Origin of the sequence: Aurantiacibacter luteus (assembly GCF_001010945.1) — a bacterium.
GTDB lineage: Bacteria > Pseudomonadota > Alphaproteobacteria > Sphingomonadales > Sphingomonadaceae > Alteraurantiacibacter > Alteraurantiacibacter luteus.
In genome coordinates this window covers 1,001,892-1,019,531 of record NZ_LBHB01000002.1, presented here as the reverse complement: position 1 = coordinate 1,019,531, position 17,640 = coordinate 1,001,892, and the positions used below count along the sequence as shown (strand labels likewise).

Below are 17,640 nucleotides of genomic sequence, written 5' to 3'. Positions count from 1 at the left end.
ATGACGAGCGACAAGCAGACCTTCGACCAATTCTGGCTGTTCTACCTGCGCGAGCACTCGAAGCCGCGCACCCGCGCCCTTCATTATGTCGGTACGGCGCTCGTCATCGCGGTGGCCTTGGCGGCGATCGTCACCGGCAACTGGTGGCTGCTGCTGGCGATGCCTGTCGCGGGGTATTTCTTCGCCTGGGTCGCGCACTTCACCGTCGAGCGCAATCGCCCCGCCACCTTCACCCACCCGCTGTGGAGCCTCGTTTCGGACTTCCGGATGTTCGGCCTGTGGCTGACCGGGCGGCTTGGCGGGGAGCTGAAGCGGGCGGGCCTTTCCTGAACGATTGCACGCGGCCGCATTCGCGCGCCGTTAAGCTGTCTCCGCGCAATCCGCCAAGCGGGTCGCCAGGAAATCGTACTTAGGGGAGTACCTGGCATGAAGCGCGCATTTCGCACCGATCGCCGATCGTTCATCGCCCGCGTGGCCGGAGCCGCAGCGCTGGGCAGCGGTCTTTCCGCCTGCGCGACCGTGGGCGGAGTGACCGACGGCGATTCCGGACGCTACGGCGATCCGGCTGGCAGGGGCCGCGGATACAACGGACAGTCCGGCGCAACCGACAGCGACAGCGGTTCCTATGCCGACCCCGCCGGAAACGGGCGTGGCGGATACGAGAGCGGCGTGACCGACAGCGACAGCGGATCCTATGCCGATCCTGCCGGAAACGGGCGCGGGCGCGGCGGGCAGTCGGGCGTGACCGACAGCGACACTGGTTCCTACGCCGATCCTGCCGGCAATGGCCGGGGGCGCGGGGGGTCGTCGGGGTATTCGGACAGCGACAGCGGTAGCTACGCCGACCCGGCGGGACAGGGGCGCGGACGCGGCGGTAGCGGGCTCACCGACAGCGACAGCGGCGCGCGGGCGGACCCTGCCGGCAACGGTCGCGGCGGCTAGCCGATCAGCCTGCCGCCCGCTCGGCGTGCTTGGTCACCGCGTCAGCCGGCGACGATTGGCGCGCACCGAAGGCCCGTAATGCTGCAACGTGCGCCGGGCGATCTCCTCCGGACCCTGCGCCACCCCGCCCAGCATCAGCGCGGGCCACAGCATCATGTTGGCCATGACCTTTTCGCGCACCATGCGCTCGGCCTCGCGCTCGGCCAGCTTGCCGCCGGTCATCATCCTGAGACCGCGCAGCCACATGACCGATGCCGCCTCGAACGAGAGCGACCAGGTGTCCACGGCAAGGCGCGACCAGGCTTCGGTATCGGATTGAGGCATCATGGTGGCTCCGGTGAGATGCAGCCGGACCATCCATGCTGCACTGCACAAACGGGTGCTGCCGGGTTTGGCTCCCGGCTATCTCGTCAATCGTTGCAACCTGTGTCGAAATCCTGCGCCACCTGCGCCGGGACCGGCGGCAGCGGGCCTAAGCTCTGGCCGCCGTAATTGACGGAAACGCCCTCCACCCCGGTCAGCGCCGCGCGCAGTTCGCCGGGCACGGGGCCCTCGCCGCTCACCCCGCCGCGCAAGGAATCGCCCGCCGGGTCGGCCACCAGCGTCAGCACCGCGCCGCCCGAGCCGAAGCTCAGGCGCTCCTCGCTGCCGACGGGACGGAAGCTGTTGACGTTCACCAGCAATGCGCCCTCGGCGGGGCAGAAGATGTGCACCAGTCCCGGCTCGCCCTCGCGCGCGGCAAAGAACAGCCCGTCGCCCTCGCCGCTCGAAACCATGTCCCATTCGCCTGCGGGGAATGCGGATGCGGCGGAGGCGCTGGCCGCCGGGGCGGGCTCCGCCGTGGCCTCATTAGCCGGAGGCTGGGGGGCCTCGTCGACCGGTTCATCGGAGCATGCGGAGAGCACGAGTGCGAGCGGCACGGTCACGGCAAAAAGGGGTCGGCGGGTCATGGTCCGATAAACGCGCCTCTTGCCCGCCCCGTTCCCCGCGCACTTGCGCGCAGCGGTGCAGCGGGTAGGTCGGAAAGGCCATGCCGCTCACACCGCCCCTGCCTTGCTCGCGCAACCCCGACTTGCGGCCCCGGCGCGCATGATCGCCCAGCTCGCCATTGCCACCGCGATGGTGCTGGCGACCGTGCTGATCCACGGCGGCGGGCTGCTGCTGCTCGCCCGGTTGCTGCGGCTGGAGCAGCGGGAAGAGCAGACCGAGCGCGTCTCCCCCCTCTCCCCGCGCGGCGTGACCGTGACGCTGGCCGTGGTGCTCGGCCTGTTCGCCATCCACGGGATCGAGATCTGGCTTTACGCCCTGCTCTACCTCGGCGCCGGAGCCCTGCCCGACCTGCACACGGCGGTCTATTTCAGCACCATCACCTACGGCACCGTGGGCTACGACGACGAGGGCGTGGCGCGCGCCTGGCAACTGGTCGCCGCGATCGAAGGAATCAATGGCGTGCTGCTGCTGGGCTGGTCGACGGCTTTCTTCGTGGGCCTGCTTGCGCGGCTGGGGCGGCGCTAGGCGCAAACAAAAAGGGGCGACCCGCAGGCCGCCCCTCTTTATTGCATCTAAGCGAGATCAGCTCGGCATCAGCACGGTGTCGATCGCGTGGATCACGCCGTTGGAAGCCGGCACGTCGGTCGCCGTCACTGTCGCGGTGTTGCCGGCGGCATCGCGCAGGACCACGTTCTCGCCGTCCATCATGGCCGTCAGCGTTCCGCCGTTGACGGTGTTGATCGTGTAACCGGCCTCGCCCGCATCCTGGATGGCCTGCGTCAGCGTGGCGGCATCCACATTGCCTTCGACGACGTGGTAGGTGAGGATGCCCGTCAGGTCCTCACGGCCCGCCTCGCTCATCAGTTCGTCGCGCGTGGCCTGCGGCACCTTTTCGAAGGCGGCGTTGGTCGGCGCGAAGACGGTGTAGGGGCCGGTGCCCGAAAGCGTCTCGGCCAGCTGCGCCGAGGTCACGGCGCTCACCAGCGTGGAGAAGTCGGGATTGCCCTGCGCCACCTCGACGATGGTGCCGGTTTCGGTCGCCATGTCGTTGGCGGTGGTGTCGGCCATCGCAGTGTCTTCGGCAGCGGGGGTGGCCTCTTCGGCGCCATCCGAGCACGCCGCCAGCGCGAGCGCGGCGGCCGAGGTCAGGGCAAGCATATGGAATTTCATGGGAACTGTCCTGTTTTACGTCTGTTGGGGCATATACGGCGAAAGGCGATAACCCGTTCGGGCTACGCGCCGTCCCCCAACCAACGGGGTGGATGCGCGCGTGTTCCGAGATTTGCCGGCGCATGGGCCAAAGACCGTAGTGCGCCCGGCGACCCCGCGACGCGAGCGGCCCCGCCTAAGCGTGACAGCCATGCGAAAGAAGTTCGCGTGAGCGCCCGCGCGGCGCTATCCCGGTTGTATGGACCCTGTGACTATCCTCGTCGATGCCGACGCCTGCCCGGTGAAGGAAGAGATCTACCGCGTGGCCGAGCGCCACGGCGCGCATGTCCGCGTGGTCAGCAACCAAGTGTTCCGCGTGCCCGTGAGCGAGCGGGTGAAGCGGGTGACGGTCTCCGACGCCTTCGACGCGGCGGACGACTGGATCGCGGAAGCCGCAGGGCCGAGGACGCTGGTGGTGACCGGCGACATCCTCCTCGCCGACCGCGCGCTAAAGGCCGGCGCGACCGTGTTGGCGCACACCGGCAAACCCTTCGACGCCGCCAGCATGGGCGGCGCGGTCGCCACCCGCGCGATTCTGGCCGACCTGCGCGCGGGGATGGACGGCCCGCTGGGAGGGAGCGGCGGCGGACCGGCACCGTTCCGAAAGGAGGACCGCTCGCGGTTCCTGCAGGCGCTGGACCGGGAACTGGTGCGGCTCTCCCGCGCCGTGCGCTAGCCCCAGGCCTTCGCCTTGTGCGCCGCGATCACTTCGTCGAGCGCCGCGATACGCTGCCGCTCGGGCGTGTCCCGCGCCAGCCCCTTGAGGCGGCAGGTCGCCCACAGCTGGAGGCGTTCGGATTCGAGGTTCTTCAGGTAAAGGTCGGCCATAGCGCACCTATGCGCGGGAAGCGCACGTCATGCCAGCCCCCAGGTCCGTCGCATTTCGCGCGGATTTTGCGATACGCCACCTCATATGGGCTAGGGACCTTTCGCCCCAATTGGAACCGATCATGGCCGAAAGCAGACGCAAGTCGGGCGAGGAAACCCGTAAAGCCAAGGCGCGGAGATTGCGTTCGAGACCGGTGCTTCGCAGCCCTCGCTTAGTCCGACCGAGGGGCAATTTGCCTTGTCTGTCGCCTTGTTGCGTCTGTCGCGGCGCGACTGTCCTAGCGCTTCTGCATTAAAACGAACCACGCTTGTCATCTTGCTTCAGCAGCGGGAATGGACGGCGGGCCACAATACGCTTGCCGCAGTCTCCGCAGTCTCCATATTTTGCATCCGTTTTGGAGGTAAGCTTGGTGTCAGATAGCACAGCGAATGCAGCCGGACTGACTGCGCGGCAACGTGAATGCATGACGCTCGTCAAGATGGGGCTGACATCCAAGCAGATCGCCCGTGAATTGGAGATATCCCATCGGACGGTCGAACAGCATGTCGCCACCGCAATGGAAACTCTGGGAGCCAACAATCGCCTTGCGGCAGTCGCGCGTCTGAGCGAGCTCGACAATGAGGTTGAGAGACAGGGGAAACAGGATGGCTTCATGTTGCGGTCGTCCGCGACCGCCGACGAATGGCTTGTCACCGCGCAGTCAGATGATGGATCGGGTGCCCCTACTGCCAGCACCATTGCAGATTCGGAGAAGACCAAATGGCTACCCCCCTTGGGTGGTGAGACGAACGCTGTATCCTCGAGTCAACGCCGCGCCTATATCTTGCGGGTTGCGATGTGCTGTATCCTCGGCACCTGTGTGGTAATATTGTCCATTATCGCTGTGTCTGAGTTGGCAAATGGCCCGGGCTGAAGCCTGTATTGGCAAACGCGTCCGATCTTGGGCGCAGTTTCCAAGGAGCTTTGCCATGCATAAAATCGAACAGGCCGCGGGACAGGTGATCGCCAAGGACACGCAGGAATCGGTCGATGCCGTAGATAACGCGGTCATGTCCCTCGCCCATCTCTGTGCCAGTATCGTCGAAGTCAGCAAGGCATCGAAGATGCCGGTTGGCTCCGCTCAGATGGCGCTGGCCAGTGCTGGCGAGGGCCTGTCCAAACTGATCGCCAGCCGCGCTGAAATTAGCGCAACGACACGCGAACTCACGCTGATCCAGCGCCGCTCGACTTTGCGTGAAACAGCATTTGGTTGTCCGGGTGGAGTCCCTGTAGAGCCCACCGGCCTGACAGAACTGGTCTGAAAACACATGATTGCACCGCTCGCCTTCCTCTTATTGCTAGCCATAGCACTGGGATTCGGAGGGCGGGCGGGTGATCCTGCGGATCGACCCGCCATTCTTGCGATAGGAACTGCCGCAATTCTCACCTGCGCCGCGCAACTCTTTTTGCACTTTTACACGGCCCAACTTGCGGTAGCTGGCATCGATGTTCTTCTGTTGGGCTACATCTGGTGGCATGCATTCCGCTCTCATCGATACTGGCCGATTTGGTTTGCCGGTTGCATGATAACCGTCGTGACTTTTGATATTTGCGCCTTGGTCCTTCCCTATGGAGAGCGGTCGTTATTTCTGGTCGCCAGTGCGTTCTGGGCCCTTCCCGCACTTGTGGTGCTGGTAATTGGGGTGTCGATGGACCAGCGAATAACGAACAAGGTGCGGTAGTTGCACTTTCGCCATCCCCCCTCCTCCGCAGCAGACGCCAATAGGGGGGAAACAGGGGTCGAGGCCAATCACGTCAACAATGCAGACCTGGTCGCACTTCGACACGGCGCCCAGCTATCCGCGCCGCTTTACCGCAAGACTTGATGCCGTCGTGTGCGCCGATCAATCGTGCTCGCGACTACCCTGTCCAATATAGAGCTCGCGCCCTGTTTCCTTGTAAACGCGGGTCATCTCCGCCATTCCTTGGCGCGCTTCGTCGGCCTGTTTGGCCGAGGTTTCGGAACGCACGTTCTCGCTCGCCAGGTAGCTTTCCGAATTTTGCTTCGCGGCGAAATCCCGCACTTCCCGCGTGATCTTCATTGAGCAGAACTTGGCGCCGCACATCGAGCAGAAGTGCGCGGTCTTGGCGCCTTTCGCGGGCAGGGTTTGGTCGTGGTATTGCCTGGCGGTGTCGGGGTCGAAACGTTACAGCTTAGTCGATGATCACGTCCTTGCCCTGCCGCTTGAGCTCGGCGAGTCCGTCCTTCATCCGCTGCACTTCTTCAGGAGAGAACGGCTCCCAGCTGGTCAGTTCGCCGACCACCAGCAGTGGATCTCGCGAGCGGTAGCTGCGGGTGGGGTTGCCGGGGAACTTCTTGTCGGTGACGTTGGGATCGTCCTCGATCGGGCCGGTGGGCACCACCGCATAGATGCGCTCCGCCCCCTCGCCCCTGGCCAGCGCGCTGCCCCACTTGGCAGCGTGCATGGCGGCGGAGAAATAGACCCACGACAGCGCGCGGTCGTCGAAGTTCGAGGTGTAGTCCACGGTGATCAGGTCGCCCGCCTTCAGCTCAGCGCGAGTGCCATGGAGGTAGACCTGCGGGAACGGATCGGCCTCACTCATCAATCATGCTCGCGATTGCCCTGCCCGATATACAGCTCCCGTCCCGTTTCCTCGTAGACGCGGCTCATCTCCTTCATCCCCTCGCGCGCTTCCTCGGCCTCTTCCGCTGACGTCTCGCGCTTGATGTTTTCGCTTGCCAGGTAGCTCTCCGAATTCTGCTTCGCCGCGAAGTCCCGCACTTCCTGCGTGATCTTCATCGAGCAGAACTTGGGCCCGCACATCGAGCAGAAGTGGGCGGTCTTGGCGCCCTCCGCCGGTAGGGTCTGGTCGTGGTATTGCTCGGCGGTGTCGGGGTCGAGGCTGAGGTTGAACTGGTCGCGCCAGCGGAATTCGAACCTCGCCCGTGAAAGCGCGTTGTCGCGGACCTTGGCGGCCGGGTGGCCCTTGGCGAGGTCGGCGGCGTGGGCGGCGAGCTTGTAGGTGACCACGCCCACCTTCACGTCGTCGCGGTCGGGCAGGCCGAGGTGTTCCTTGGGCGTGACGTAGCAGAGCATCGCGGTGCCGAACCACCCGATCATCGCCGCGCCAATGCCGCTGGTGATGTGGTCGTAACCGGGCGCGATGTCGGTGACGAGCGGGCCGAGTGTGTAGAACGGCGCCTCGCCGCAGGCCTCCAGCTGCTTGTCCATGTTCTCCTTGATCTTGTGCATCGGCACGTGGCCGGGGCCTTCGATCATGACCTGCACGTCCTGCTCCCAGGCGCGCTTGGTGAGTTCGCCCAGCGTGTAGAGCTCGGCGAACTGGGCTTCGTCGTTCGCGTCGGCGATGCTGCCCGGGCGCAGGCCGTCGCCCAGCGAATAGGCAATGTCGTAGGCCTTCATGATCTCGGTGATCTCGTCGAAGCGCTCGTAGAGAAAGCTCTCCTTGTGATGCGCGAGGCACCATTTCGCCATGATCGAGCCGCCGCGGCTGACGATGCCGGTGACGCGCTTGGCGGTCATCGGCACGTAGGGCAAGCGCACGCCGGCGTGGATGGTGAAGTAATCGACGCCCTGTTCGGCCTGCTCGATCAGCGTGTCGCGGAAGATCTCCCAGGTCAGGTCCTCGGCAATGCCGCCGACCTTTTCCAACGCCTGGTAGATCGGCACGGTGCCGATGGGGACGGGGCTGTTGCGGATGATCCATTCGCGCGTGTCGTGGATGTTGCGGCCCGTCGAGAGGTCCATCACGGTGTCCGCGCCCCAGCGGATCGACCAAACCATCTTGTCGACCTCGCTCGCGACGTCCGATGCGACGGCGGAGTTGCCGATGTTGGCGTTGATCTTGACGAGGAAATTGCGCCCGATCGCCATCGGCTCGCATTCCGGGTGGTTGACGTTGGAGGGAATGATGGCCCTCCCCCGCGCCACCTCGTCGCGGACGAATTCGGGGGTGACATATTCCGGGATCGCCGCGCCCCAGCTGTTGCCATCCATCTCGCGAGCGATCTGTTCGCGGCCGATGTTCTCGCGGATGGCGACGTATTCCATCTCGGGCGTGACGATGCCGCGCTTGGCGTAGTGCATCTGGCTGAGGTTGGCGCCCCCTGAACCAATACCACCCTTGGCGCGCAGGACCTTCTGGCGGACGTTGGGAAAGCCGGGCACGCCGCCCGAACGGTCGGGGCCGAGCTGGCCGTTGTCCTCCGGCTTTACCTCGCGCGCGGCATACTCCTCCACGTCGCCGCGGGCGAGCTGCCACTCGCGGCGCAGCTGCGGGAGGCCAGCGCGAATGTCGATCTGCGCCGCCGGGTCGGTGTAGGGGCCCGAAGTGTCATATACGCGCACCGGCGGCTCGCCGCTCGACGGCTCGAGGTCGATCTCGCGCATCGCCACGCCGAGAGGCCCGACGTGGATCTTGCGGCTGCCGCGGATGGGGCCGGTGGTGACCCCTATGTCGAACTTCGAATTGATGTCGGCCATGCGCTCTCTCCTTGGGCGGACGAGGAGCGGATTTCTGGCGCCGGGAACGGATGACCAGCCACTCCCTCCGCCGATGCTAATCGGTTCAGGTTCGACGGGTCTCGCGGACTTCTACCGCGCTCTCAGCCTCGTGGCACCCCGGGGATGGCCTCGATGTAGGACTTTCGTCACCCGCTGTCCATTGCCCGGAACCCCACCCGGCGTGCGCCCGTTCATCGGGCACACCCCAACAGACAACAGGACAGACCACCCATGGATATCGTCGATTGCATCCTTGCCGACCACCAGCGCCAGCGCATGCTGTTCGCCGCCCTCGACGAGGCGCGCGGCGACAGCGATGCGGCGGGGCGGATCTTCGGCTACCTGCGCGATCACCTCGAAGCCCACGCCGAGGCCGAGGAACGGTTCTTCTATCCGCGCCTGCTCCAGTGCGGCGAAGGCGCGCTCGACAGCGACAGCGCTAGCGAGACGACCGAGGACGCCATCGACGATCACAACAAGATCGAAAAGGCGGCCGAGGCGGCCAAGGAGCACGCGGTCGGCTCGGACGGATGGTGGAAGGCCGTCGACCAGGCCAACCTTCAGAACTCCAAGCACCTGAGCGAGGAAGAGCGACAGGGCCTTACCGACTTCCGCCGCCAGGTGCCGCTGGAAGAGCGGGTAAAGCTGGGCGTCCAGTACCTCGCCTTTGAACTCAGCCACGTGAGCGGGTTCGAGCGCAAGGAGAAGGACCCCGACACCTACATCGAGCAGCACGAGGACGCCTGATCCCGCTGCCCGCGCCGCGCCGCCGTTGACCCGGCGCGCGGCGCGGCGCAGGGTGGCGTCATCGTGACCCCAGCCCCCCAAGTCTCCGTCCGGCGCCTCGGCAGGGAAGGCCAGCCGCTCGTCGTGATCGACAATGCCAGTGGTCAGCCCGAGGCCTTGCTGGCGCGGGGGCGTTCGGCGCAATTCCAGGACGGCGGGGCGAGCTACCCCGGCATTCGCGCCTGGTGCCCGCCGGACTACCTCGAGCGGGTACGCCCGCTGCTGTTCCAGGCGCTGCAACAGGTGTTCGGCTTCCGAAGGGGCGTGAGCATGGACGTCTCGACATATTCGATAGTCACCACGCCGGAGGCCGACCTCGCGCCGCTCCAGCGAATCCCGCACTACGATCATGCCGACGGCGAGGTCATCGCGGTAATGCATTACCTGCTCGGGCCGGAGAGCGGGGGCACGGCTTTCTACCGCCATTGCCGCACCGGGTTCGAGACCATCGACGAAGCCCGCGTCGACGCCTACCGCGCGGGCCTCGCCGAGGACGAGCGGGAATACGGAATGCCGCCTGCCCGCTACCATGTCGGCAGCAGCGAACGGTTCGAGGAAATCGGCCGGGTGGAGGCGCAAGTGGACCGGCTGGTGCTCTATCGCGGGCGGCTGCTGCATTCGGGCGTCATTCCCGATCCCGCGGGGTTGACGAGCGATCCGGCCCATGGGCGGCTGACCATCAACATGTTCATGCGCGGGCGCTGAGCCCTCGATCCGGCGCTGACGCCGCACGGTTTGCCACCGGCGCGCGGTTCGCTATGCAGTGGTCACAACAGAAACCACAATCACAGGATGCCCCGATGACCATGCTGCGCGCCGCCCTGCTCGCCACGGCCACCCTAATGCCTTTGGCCCTGCCCCTCGCCCCCGCCGCCGCGCGCGACCTGACGCCGGAGGACATCGCCCGGATCGAGAATACCGGCACCGTCGCCGTCTCGCCCGACGGCACGCGGATCGCCTATACCCGCGTCCACTATCCCGACGTGACCATGGGCGAGGACACCTCGACCGCGCAGCAACAGCTGTTCCTTGCCGACGGGCCGATGCAGGCGCGTGCCTTCCTGCCCGAGGACATGAACGTCTCGAACATCGGCTTCACGCCGGACGGGCGCATGATTACCTTCCTCTGGGCCGAGGACGGTGGCGACCGCGCGCTGTGGGGCATTCCGGTCGATGGCGGATCGCACCGCCAGATCGCCGGCGTCGCGGACGCGCGCGTTTCCGCCTATGCCTTCTCGCCCGACGGTGCCCGCGTCTACATGCTCGCCAGCGCCGCGCCCGACGAGGCGCGCGATGCCGAGGCCGAGGCCGGTTTCACCAGCGTCGTCTACGAGGAGGAGCAGCGGCTCAACCGCATGTTCGTGGCGAACGTCGGCGCGGAGGTGGACGCCGATCCCGTCGCCGTCACCGTGCCGGGCTACGTCGACAGCATGACCATCGCGCCGGGCGGAGACTGGGCGCTGATCACCAGCGCGCCCTCGCCGCTGGTGGACGACAGCTACACCTCCAAGCGCGCCAATATCCTTAACCTTGCAACCGGCAGCGTGCTGGCGGTCGAGACGCCAGGCAAGATCGGCGATGTCGAGATTTCGCCCGACGGGCGGCAGCTCTCGCTGGTGGCCGGCACCGACATCAACGACCCGGCGCCGACCACGCTCTACCTCGTCGACGCCGCGACCGGCGCCATGCGGGCGCTGAACGAGGGCGCGGCGGAAGCGACGGGCGATACCGAGTGGATGGCCGACGGCCGCCTCGCGGCGATCATCGATGTGGGCGTGCAGACGCGCCTGCGCTTCTATTCGGCCGAAGGGCGGATGCTGGAGGAAATCGATCCGGGCGAGCTCATCCTCTCCAGCCTCGAACAGGGCGGCAACCGCCTGACCGTCGAGGCCAATGCCCCGACCTTTCCCAATGAGCTGTTCCTCTACACCCCGCGCACCGACGGGTTCGAACGCTGGACCGATCACAACCCCTGGCTTGCCGACATCGACTTCGGCCAGCAGCGCGCGTGGACCTACACCGCGCGCGACGGGACCGAGATCGAGGGCGTGCTGATCGAGCCCGTCGGCGGCGTGCCTTCCGGCGGCGCACCGCTGATTCTCAACGTCCACGGCGGGCCGGAGGCGCACGACAGCAACGGCTGGTCGACGAACTACTCCAGCCCCGGCCATGTCGCGGCGGGCGAAGGATACGCGGTGTTCCGCCCCAACTACCGTGGCTCGACCGGCTACGGCAGCGCCTTCAGCCGCCAGCACCAGGGCGATGCGGCGGGCACCGAGTTCGACGATCTCGTCGATGCCAAGCGCGCGCTGGTCGAGGCGGGAATCGCCGATGAGACCCGCGTGGGCGTGACCGGCGGCAGCTACGGCGGTTACGCCACGGCCTGGGCCAGCACCTACTTCTCAGAGGAATTCGCCGCGGGCGTGATGTTCGTGGGCATCTCCAACATCCTTTCGAAGTGGGGCACGACGGACATTCCGGGCGAGGAATACAACGTCCACGCGCGTCGTTACGTGTGGGACGAATACGACCAGACTTTGCAGCGCAGCCCGATCTACTGGGTCGACCGGGCGGAAACGCCGCTGCTCATCATGCACGGCGCCAACGATCCGCGCGTCAGCCCGACGCAGAGCTACGAGCTCTATCGCCACATCAAGGTGCGCCAGCCCGATACCCCGGTGCGGCTGGTGCTCTACCCCGGCGAAGGCCACGGCAATGCCCAGGCCGCCGCACGCTACGACTACAACGTGCGCATGATGGAGTGGTTCGACACCTACCTGAAGACCGGCGACCGCGACGCCGCCATGCCCGGTCCGCGGCCGGACCTGCAACTGGGCGGCGAATGACGCGAAAAGGGGCGACGAGCCGAAGCGCGCCGCCCCTTTTTCTACGCTGGAAGCGCGTTCAGAACGTGTAGCCGATCCCGACCGCGGCGAGGAACTGGTCCTCGCTGCCGCGGATGCTGGTGAACGGCGTGTCCGCCGCATCGCCCAGCACGCGCGAATAGCCGCCGATGAACACGAGCCCCAGCCCACCGTTGGCAAGGTCGCCGTCGAGGTCGTAGGCCAGCAGCAGGTTGGCCCCCACGCTTGTGAAGCCGCCGCCGTCCGGCTCATAGCCCGGCAGCTGCTGACCGGCGGGCCCGGTGTACAGGCTGTTGTCGACGCGGAAGTAGTAGTCCTGGAAATCCTCGTCCGCCCATTCCGTACCGATGGAAAGGCTGGCCGCCATCGCCCGGCTGAGTGGGGTGAAATAGGTGACCGAGGGTGAGACCGTCATGCCATCGTGCGCGCCCGAGACATCGAACAGCACGTCCGTCTTGAGCGACAGGTTGTCATAAGGGTTGAGCACGGCGGGAAAACTGATGCCCGCGCTCGGGCCGACTTCGTAGGCGGTGTCGAGCTCGCCGTAGTGTTCGACCACCTCATCCTTGATCTGGCTCGCGCGGTTGCCGCGGATGCGCGCCGCCACGCCAAGGTCGATGCCGGGGCCGCCGGGCCTGTCCTGGATGAAGTCGAGCGTGATGCCGCCCGCGCGCGGGCTGATCTTGATGCCGCCCAGCGACCCCTGGACGATCGGCAGCACGTCGATCACGTAATCGTCGGATCCGGTATAGGACGGGCTATAGGCCGCGCCGACGCCGAGCGAGAGGTAATCGCCCGAGAATACGGTCTCGCTGGGATCGATGGGCACGTCGGCCACCTGATCCTGCGCGATAGTGGGCGATGCGATGGCGATGGCGCCGAGGGCGGCGGCGGCCGCGAAGATACGGATTGTCACGATGGAAGCTCCCCTGTGTTTTGCCGCTGAACGGACGATGCGCGGTTCGGGTTCCTAGCGCTCTTGCTCAGCCCAGCGCGCCGCCCGCCGCCTGCCAGTCCCGCACGGCCTCGATGGGGTAAAGCAGCATCAGTACGTTCAGCGTCAGGTTGTCCCGGATGGCCCACAGCGCCAGCAGCTCGAGGAAGACGCCGAGCGCGAGGCTCGCCCTCCAGGGCAGCTTGAGCGCGAGGAGGAAGCCCAGCGCCATCCAGCCGATGTCGGCAGCGGAATTGAGCACGCTATCGCCGCTGTAACCGAAGGCCGCCGTCGCCTCGCGATAGCGCTGGATGACCGCGGGCGTGTTTTCGGAAATCTCCCAGGCGGCTTCCACCGCGACGGCGATCGGCAGCGCCCAGCGCGCGGGCCGCCCGCCCAGCAGGCGCCACTTGCGCCACAGCAACCAGGCGACGCCCGCCATGATCAGCCCGTGGGTGAAATGGCTGGGCGCGTACCAGTCGGCAATGTGCTGGCTGTTGCCCGCGCTCTGCACCTTGCCGTGCCACAGCTCGACATGGCCGCAGGTGCAGATCGGCGGACGGCCCATCGCCAGCAGCACCGCCACGGCGGCCGCGGCGATGGCGAGGCTGGTAAGGATCGCGGCGCGGTGTGGCATGAGGCGGCTCATCGGCACAAGGCATCGCGCGGGCGCGCCCGCTTGGCAAGCCTACCGACCAAGGGTCCATTGCGCGGTCCGCCCGATGCGCTAAGGCACCCGGCAGAATGGACAGGCGCGACTGCGATATCGCCATCGTCGGCGGCGGGCTTTCGGGCGGGCTGATCGCGCTGGCGCTGGCCCGGCACCGGCCCGAGCTGTCGGTGCGGCTGATGGAGGGCGGCCCGCGCATCGGTGGCAACCACCGCTGGAGCTGGTTCGCCAGCGATCTTTCGGCAGACGGCGAGGCGCTGCTGAAGGGCTTCCGCAAGGCCGAATGGGACGCAGGCTACGACGTCCGCTTTCCGGCCCGCGAGCGCACGCTCGCCACCTCCTATCGCTCGCTCGCCAGCACCGATTTCGCCGCCGCGCTCGAACGCGAGCTTGCGCCCGGCACCATGCTCGTCGGCAAGGAAGTCGCCGCCATTGCCGCAGACGGCGTGGCGCTGCGCGACGGATCGCGGATCGGCGCGCGCACGGTGATCGACGCGCGCGGGTTCGCCGCCACGGGCGACCTGACGGGCGGCTGGCAGGTGTTCATGGGTCGCCATGTCCGCACGTCCGAGCCGCACGGCATCGAACGCCCCGTCATCATGGATGCATGCGTCGACCAGCTCGCGCCCTGGGGCAACGGCGGGGCCTACCGCTTCGTATACGTCCTGCCGCTGGGCGCGCACGAAGTGTTCGTCGAGGACACCTACTACGCCGACAGCCCCATGCTCGACCGCAGCGCGCTCTCGGGCCGCATCGACCAGTACCTGCGCGCACGGGGACTGGAGGGCGAAATCCTTGGCTTCGAGACCGGCGTGCTGCCGGTGGTGACCGGCGGAGATTTTGCTGCCTTCCAGCGCGCGCAGGCCGTGCCCGGCGTAGCGGTGGTGGGGGCGCGCGGCGGCTTCGTCCACCCGCTCACCAGCTACACCCTGCCCTTCGCGGTCGAGACCGCGCTCGCCGTGGCGCGCGATGCGGACCTGCCCGGCGACCAGCTCGCCGCGCGGATGGAGGCACTCGCCCGCCGCCATTGGCGCCGCACAGGCTTCTACCGCCTGCTCGGCCGCATGCTGTTCGGCGCCGCGCGCCCGCAGGAACGATACCGGGTGTTCGGGCGCTTCTACGGCCTGTCCGCTCCGCTGATCGAGCGGTTCTACGCTGCCCGTTCCACCCTCGCCGACAAGGCCCGCGTCCTCGTCGGCCGACCGCCCGTTCCCGTGTTGCGCGCCGTCCGGGCGCTCATCGCAAATCCGCCCCGCCTGCTCGCCCCCCATCGCAAGGACCATTCATGACCACCCCCGAAGGACGAACCGCCTGCGTGATCGGCGCCGGTTTCGGCGGCCTCGCGCTCGCCATCCGGCTGCAGAGCGCCGGCATCGCCACCACCGTCGTCGAAGGCCGCGACAAGCCCGGCGGACGCGCCTACCACTGGCAGAAGGACGGCTTCACCTTCGATGCCGGACCGACGGTCGTCACCGATCCCGATTGCCTGCGCGAGCTGTGGGCCATCACCGGGCACGACATGGACGAGGACCTGGAGCTGATGCCGGTCATGCCGTTTTACCGCCTCAACTGGCCCGACGGCACCAACTTCGACTATTCCAACGACGAGGAGAACCTGACCAAGGAAATCCTCAAGCTAGAGCCGGGCGATCTCGCCGGTTACCATGAGTTCCTGAAGTATTCCGAGGAGGTGTGGAAGGAAGGCTATCTCAAGCTCGGCACCGTGCCCTTCCTCGACTTCAAGTCGATGATCAAGGCGGCCCCGGCGCTCGCCAAGAACCAGGCGTGGCGCAGCGTCTATTCGATCGTCTCCAAGTACATCCAGAACGAGAAGCTGCGCGAGGCGCTCTCCTTCCACACCCTGCTCGTCGGCGGCAATCCGATGAAGACGAGCAGCATCTACGCCCTCATCCACAAGCTGGAAAAGGACGGCGGCGTGTGGTGGACAAGGGGCGGCACCAATCGCCTGATCGCGGGCATGGTCCGCCATTTCGAGCGGCTGGGCGGCACGCTGCGCCTTGGCGACGAGGTGGCGAGCGTCGAGACCACCGGCGACCGCGTGACGGGCGTGACCACCAAGGCCGGCTGGTCGGGCAAGTTCGATGCCGTGGCCAGCAATGCCGACATCGTGCACTCCTACAAGGATCTGCTGGGCAGCAACTACCGCGGCAAGACTTACGGCAAGCAGCTCGCGCGCAAGAGCTTTTCGCCCAGCCTCTTCGTCGTCCACTTCGGCCTCGAGGGCACTTGGCCCGGCATCCCGCACCACATGATCCTGTTCGGCCCGCGCTACGAGGGGCTGCTGACCGACATCTACGACCGCGGCGTGCTGCCGGCGGATTTCTCGATCTACCTCCACCACCCGACCGTGACCGATCCCAGCATGGCGCCCGACGGCAAGAGCACGTTCTACGCGCTCGTTCCCGTTTCGCACCTCGGCAAGATGCCGGTCGACTGGGATACCGTCGGCCCGCAGCTGGAAAAGCGCATCCTCGACGAGCTGGGCCGCCGCCTCATCCCCGACATCCACGACCGCATCGTGACCAAGTTCAGCTACTCGCCGCTCGATTTCGCGGTGGACCTGAACGCCCACCTCGGCAGCGCCTTCAGCCTCGAGCCGGTGCTGACCCAGAGCGCCTGGTTCCGCGGCCACAACCGCGATGACAAGATTTCGAATTTCTACCTCGTGGGCGCAGGCACGCACCCCGGCGCGGGCATCCCTGGCGTCGTCGGCAGCGCCAAGGCGACGGCGGGGCTGATGATCGACGATCTGTCGCAGTGACCGTTTAGCTCGCCTTGTTGAAATGTCGGCGATTGAAGACGAGAAACGGTTGCTGGACGCCATCAACGCCGGTTGGGGCTGGTCTGGCGTCGTTATCGCAACCGTCCATGCCGTGAGCCCAATGGGTCACATGCTGCTCTCTGATGAAATGGAGCGATATTTCTATCTTGATACTGATGGGATGCAGCTCAGCCCGCTGGGTGACAAAGCGTCGGCAGAAGCCGCGATGGCCGATCCGGAAACGTTAGAATTATGGGGCGGCGGCGAACTGGTGCGGTCCGCGCGCGAACGGCTTGGCGCACCCGCCGCGGGCCACGTTTTCACCCTTGCGCCAATGCACTGGATCGATGGTGATTACAGCGCCGAGCACATGGTCGTTCTGCCGCTAACGGAAGTTGCTTTCCTCTCGGGTGATTTGGCAAAGCAGCTGCGCGACCTGCCCGATGAGGCGCAGGTAAAAATTGAGGTAATTGACTGAATGAACCGTCTCGCCGTCTATTGTGGCTCCGCCTCGCCCGCCGATCCGGCTTACCTGGAACTTGCACGCCATGTCGGCCGCACGCTGGCGGAGCGCGGCATCGGCGTCGTCTATGGCGGCGGCAAGGCCGGGCTGATGGGGGCGGTGGCGAGTGCCGCGCTGGAGGCGGGCGGCGAGGTCATCGGGGTGATCCCGCAGGCGCTCGTCGACATGGAAGTCGCCAACCGCGACTGCACCGAACTGCACGTCGTCCAGACCATGCACCAGCGCAAGCAGGCCTTTACCGATCTTTCGAACGGCTTCGTTACCCTGCCCGGCGGCGTGGGTACGCTCGACGAGTTGTGGGAGGCAATCAGCTGGGCGCAGCTCGGCTATCACCAGAAACCCGTCGGGCTGCTCAACGCCTTGGGATACTATGACGGGCTTGTGGCGTTCAACCGTCACATGGCCGATGTCGGCTTTGTCAGGGAAGCGCACCGCGGCATCATGATCGTGGGCGAAACGATCGAGGAATTGCTGGACCGAATGGACCATTTCGAGCCTGCCAAGACCATCGTGCAGATGCGCGTGGAGGACCTGTGACCCCGCCACCCCGCGCAGGCCGGATCGCCAAGCGCGAGGCGCGGCAAC

The 17,640-nt window shown here is 66.4% G+C and carries 22 protein-coding genes, 1 pseudogene and 1 riboswitch; of the genes and pseudogenes, 14 read left to right on the top strand and 9 right to left on the bottom strand.

Going from position 1 to position 17,640, the window contains the following annotated elements; translation table 11 throughout:
* Both AAW00_RS11400 and AAW00_RS11395 read left to right on the top strand, forming a co-directional pair.
* Positions 1 to 330: an Mpo1-like protein gene (locus AAW00_RS11400; protein ID WP_047004393.1), complete on the top strand. Its 330-nt coding sequence runs from the start codon at positions 1 to 3 to the stop codon at positions 328 to 330.
* A gap of 96 nt (positions 331 to 426) precedes the next feature.
* Positions 427 to 942 carry a hypothetical protein gene (locus tag AAW00_RS11395; protein WP_047004392.1) on the top strand — a complete coding sequence of 172 codons (516 nt, stop codon included), beginning with the start codon at positions 427 to 429 and terminating at the stop codon, positions 940 to 942.
* Positions 943 to 975: 33 nt separating this feature from the next.
* Here AAW00_RS11395 and AAW00_RS11390 read toward each other — a convergent pair whose 3' ends face one another.
* Both AAW00_RS11390 and AAW00_RS11385 read right to left on the bottom strand, forming a co-directional pair.
* Complete coding sequence (locus tag AAW00_RS11390) at positions 976 to 1,269, bottom strand: hypothetical protein (RefSeq protein WP_241461718.1); 294 nt, start codon at positions 1,267 to 1,269, stop codon at positions 976 to 978.
* A gap of 83 nt (positions 1,270 to 1,352) precedes the next feature.
* The gene (locus AAW00_RS11385; protein ID WP_047004391.1) at positions 1,353 to 1,892 is read right to left on the bottom strand and encodes a hypothetical protein; all 540 of its coding nucleotides are present in this window, start codon (positions 1,890 to 1,892) and stop codon (positions 1,353 to 1,355) included.
* A gap of 139 nt (positions 1,893 to 2,031) precedes the next feature.
* Between AAW00_RS11385 and AAW00_RS11380 the strand changes: the two genes are divergently transcribed.
* Positions 2,032 to 2,457 carry an ion channel gene (locus AAW00_RS11380; protein ID WP_047004390.1) on the top strand — a complete coding sequence of 142 codons (426 nt, stop codon included), beginning with the start codon at positions 2,032 to 2,034 and terminating at the stop codon, positions 2,455 to 2,457.
* Positions 2,458 to 2,514: 57 nt separating this feature from the next.
* Here the strand turns inward: AAW00_RS11380 and AAW00_RS11375 are convergent, their stop codons facing one another.
* Positions 2,515 to 3,102, bottom strand: coding sequence for a fasciclin domain-containing protein (locus tag AAW00_RS11375; protein WP_047004389.1), 588 nt, complete (start codon positions 3,100 to 3,102; stop codon positions 2,515 to 2,517).
* Positions 3,103 to 3,340: 238 nt separating this feature from the next.
* Here AAW00_RS11375 and AAW00_RS11370 point away from each other — a divergent pair, with 238 nt between their 5' ends.
* Positions 3,341 to 3,817: a YaiI/YqxD family protein gene (locus AAW00_RS11370; RefSeq protein ID WP_187331016.1), complete on the top strand. Its 477-nt coding sequence runs from the start codon at positions 3,341 to 3,343 to the stop codon at positions 3,815 to 3,817.
* On the opposite strand, the gene AAW00_RS15255 is transcribed toward AAW00_RS11370, so the two are convergent.
* The gene (locus AAW00_RS15255) at positions 3,814 to 3,969 is read right to left on the bottom strand and encodes a hypothetical protein (RefSeq protein ID WP_169747309.1); all 156 of its coding nucleotides are present in this window, start codon (positions 3,967 to 3,969) and stop codon (positions 3,814 to 3,816) included. The genes AAW00_RS11370 and AAW00_RS15255 overlap by 4 nt on opposite strands.
* 410 nt (positions 3,970 to 4,379) lie before the next feature.
* On the opposite strand from AAW00_RS15255, the gene AAW00_RS14315 reads away from it, so the two are divergent.
* The 3 genes from AAW00_RS14315 to AAW00_RS15025 are packed head-to-tail and all read left to right on the top strand — an operon-like array spanning position 4,380 to position 5,691.
* On the top strand, positions 4,380 to 4,883 hold the full coding sequence (locus AAW00_RS14315) for a helix-turn-helix domain-containing protein (protein ID WP_277619346.1): 504 nt from the start codon (positions 4,380 to 4,382) through the stop codon (positions 4,881 to 4,883).
* 55 nt (positions 4,884 to 4,938) lie between these two features.
* Positions 4,939 to 5,271 carry a hypothetical protein gene (locus AAW00_RS11360; RefSeq protein WP_047004388.1) on the top strand — a complete coding sequence of 111 codons (333 nt, stop codon included), beginning with the start codon at positions 4,939 to 4,941 and terminating at the stop codon, positions 5,269 to 5,271.
* Positions 5,272 to 5,277: 6 nt separating this feature from the next.
* Complete coding sequence (locus tag AAW00_RS15025) at positions 5,278 to 5,691, top strand: hypothetical protein (RefSeq protein WP_156170045.1); 414 nt, start codon at positions 5,278 to 5,280, stop codon at positions 5,689 to 5,691.
* 162 nt (positions 5,692 to 5,853) lie between these two features.
* Here AAW00_RS15025 and AAW00_RS15515 read toward each other — a convergent pair.
* From AAW00_RS15515 to thiC, 3 genes and pseudogenes are all read right to left on the bottom strand, one after another.
* Positions 5,854 to 6,150 (bottom strand): annotated as a pseudogene (locus AAW00_RS15515) (phosphomethylpyrimidine synthase ThiC); the annotation flags it as partial.
* A 13-nt stretch (positions 6,151 to 6,163) separates the two neighbouring features.
* Positions 6,164 to 6,574 (bottom strand): NAD(+)--rifampin ADP-ribosyltransferase, encoded by a 411-nt coding sequence (arr, locus tag AAW00_RS11350; protein WP_047004386.1) that lies wholly within the window; start codon positions 6,572 to 6,574, stop codon positions 6,164 to 6,166.
* Positions 6,574 to 8,475: a phosphomethylpyrimidine synthase ThiC gene (thiC, locus tag AAW00_RS11345; protein WP_047004385.1), complete on the bottom strand. Its 1,902-nt coding sequence runs from the start codon at positions 8,473 to 8,475 to the stop codon at positions 6,574 to 6,576. The genes arr and thiC overlap by 1 nt, the downstream gene beginning before the upstream one ends.
* Before the next feature lie 45 nt (positions 8,476 to 8,520).
* Positions 8,521 to 8,626, bottom strand: a riboswitch (TPP riboswitch).
* 101 nt (positions 8,627 to 8,727) lie between these two features.
* On the opposite strand from thiC, the gene AAW00_RS11340 reads away from it, so the two are divergent.
* From AAW00_RS11340 to AAW00_RS11330, 3 genes are all read left to right on the top strand, one after another.
* Positions 8,728 to 9,243, top strand: coding sequence for a hemerythrin domain-containing protein (locus AAW00_RS11340; RefSeq protein ID WP_047004384.1), 516 nt, complete (start codon positions 8,728 to 8,730; stop codon positions 9,241 to 9,243).
* A 63-nt stretch (positions 9,244 to 9,306) separates the two neighbouring features.
* Positions 9,307 to 9,987 carry a DUF6445 family protein gene (locus AAW00_RS11335; protein WP_156170044.1) on the top strand — a complete coding sequence of 227 codons (681 nt, stop codon included), beginning with the start codon at positions 9,307 to 9,309 and terminating at the stop codon, positions 9,985 to 9,987.
* Between the two features lie 95 nt (positions 9,988 to 10,082).
* Positions 10,083 to 12,128 carry an alpha/beta hydrolase family protein gene (locus AAW00_RS11330; protein WP_047004382.1) on the top strand — a complete coding sequence of 682 codons (2,046 nt, stop codon included), beginning with the start codon at positions 10,083 to 10,085 and terminating at the stop codon, positions 12,126 to 12,128.
* A gap of 58 nt (positions 12,129 to 12,186) precedes the next feature.
* Here the strand turns inward: AAW00_RS11330 and AAW00_RS11325 are convergent, their stop codons facing one another.
* The gene (locus AAW00_RS11325; RefSeq protein ID WP_052761894.1) at positions 12,187 to 13,062 is read right to left on the bottom strand and encodes a MipA/OmpV family protein; all 876 of its coding nucleotides are present in this window, start codon (positions 13,060 to 13,062) and stop codon (positions 12,187 to 12,189) included.
* A 67-nt stretch (positions 13,063 to 13,129) separates the two neighbouring features.
* The gene (locus AAW00_RS11320) at positions 13,130 to 13,729 is read right to left on the bottom strand and encodes a DUF2585 domain-containing protein (protein WP_047004381.1); all 600 of its coding nucleotides are present in this window, start codon (positions 13,727 to 13,729) and stop codon (positions 13,130 to 13,132) included.
* Between the two features lie 95 nt (positions 13,730 to 13,824).
* On the opposite strand from AAW00_RS11320, the gene crtY reads away from it, so the two are divergent.
* Genes crtY through AAW00_RS11300 form a run of 4 tightly spaced genes read left to right on the top strand, consistent with a single transcriptional unit; the run spans position 13,825 to position 17,592 of the window.
* On the top strand, positions 13,825 to 15,039 hold the full coding sequence (gene crtY / locus AAW00_RS11315; protein ID WP_047004380.1) for a lycopene beta-cyclase CrtY: 1,215 nt from the start codon (positions 13,825 to 13,827) through the stop codon (positions 15,037 to 15,039).
* The gene (locus AAW00_RS11310; protein WP_047004379.1) at positions 15,036 to 16,532 is read left to right on the top strand and encodes a phytoene desaturase; all 1,497 of its coding nucleotides are present in this window, start codon (positions 15,036 to 15,038) and stop codon (positions 16,530 to 16,532) included. The genes crtY and AAW00_RS11310 overlap by 4 nt, the downstream gene beginning before the upstream one ends.
* Before the next feature lie 22 nt (positions 16,533 to 16,554).
* On the top strand, positions 16,555 to 17,010 hold the full coding sequence (locus AAW00_RS11305) for a hypothetical protein (protein WP_047004378.1): 456 nt from the start codon (positions 16,555 to 16,557) through the stop codon (positions 17,008 to 17,010).
* The gene (locus AAW00_RS11300) at positions 17,011 to 17,592 is read left to right on the top strand and encodes an LOG family protein (RefSeq protein ID WP_047004377.1); all 582 of its coding nucleotides are present in this window, start codon (positions 17,011 to 17,013) and stop codon (positions 17,590 to 17,592) included.
* Positions 17,593 to 17,640: the final 48 nt, after the last annotated feature.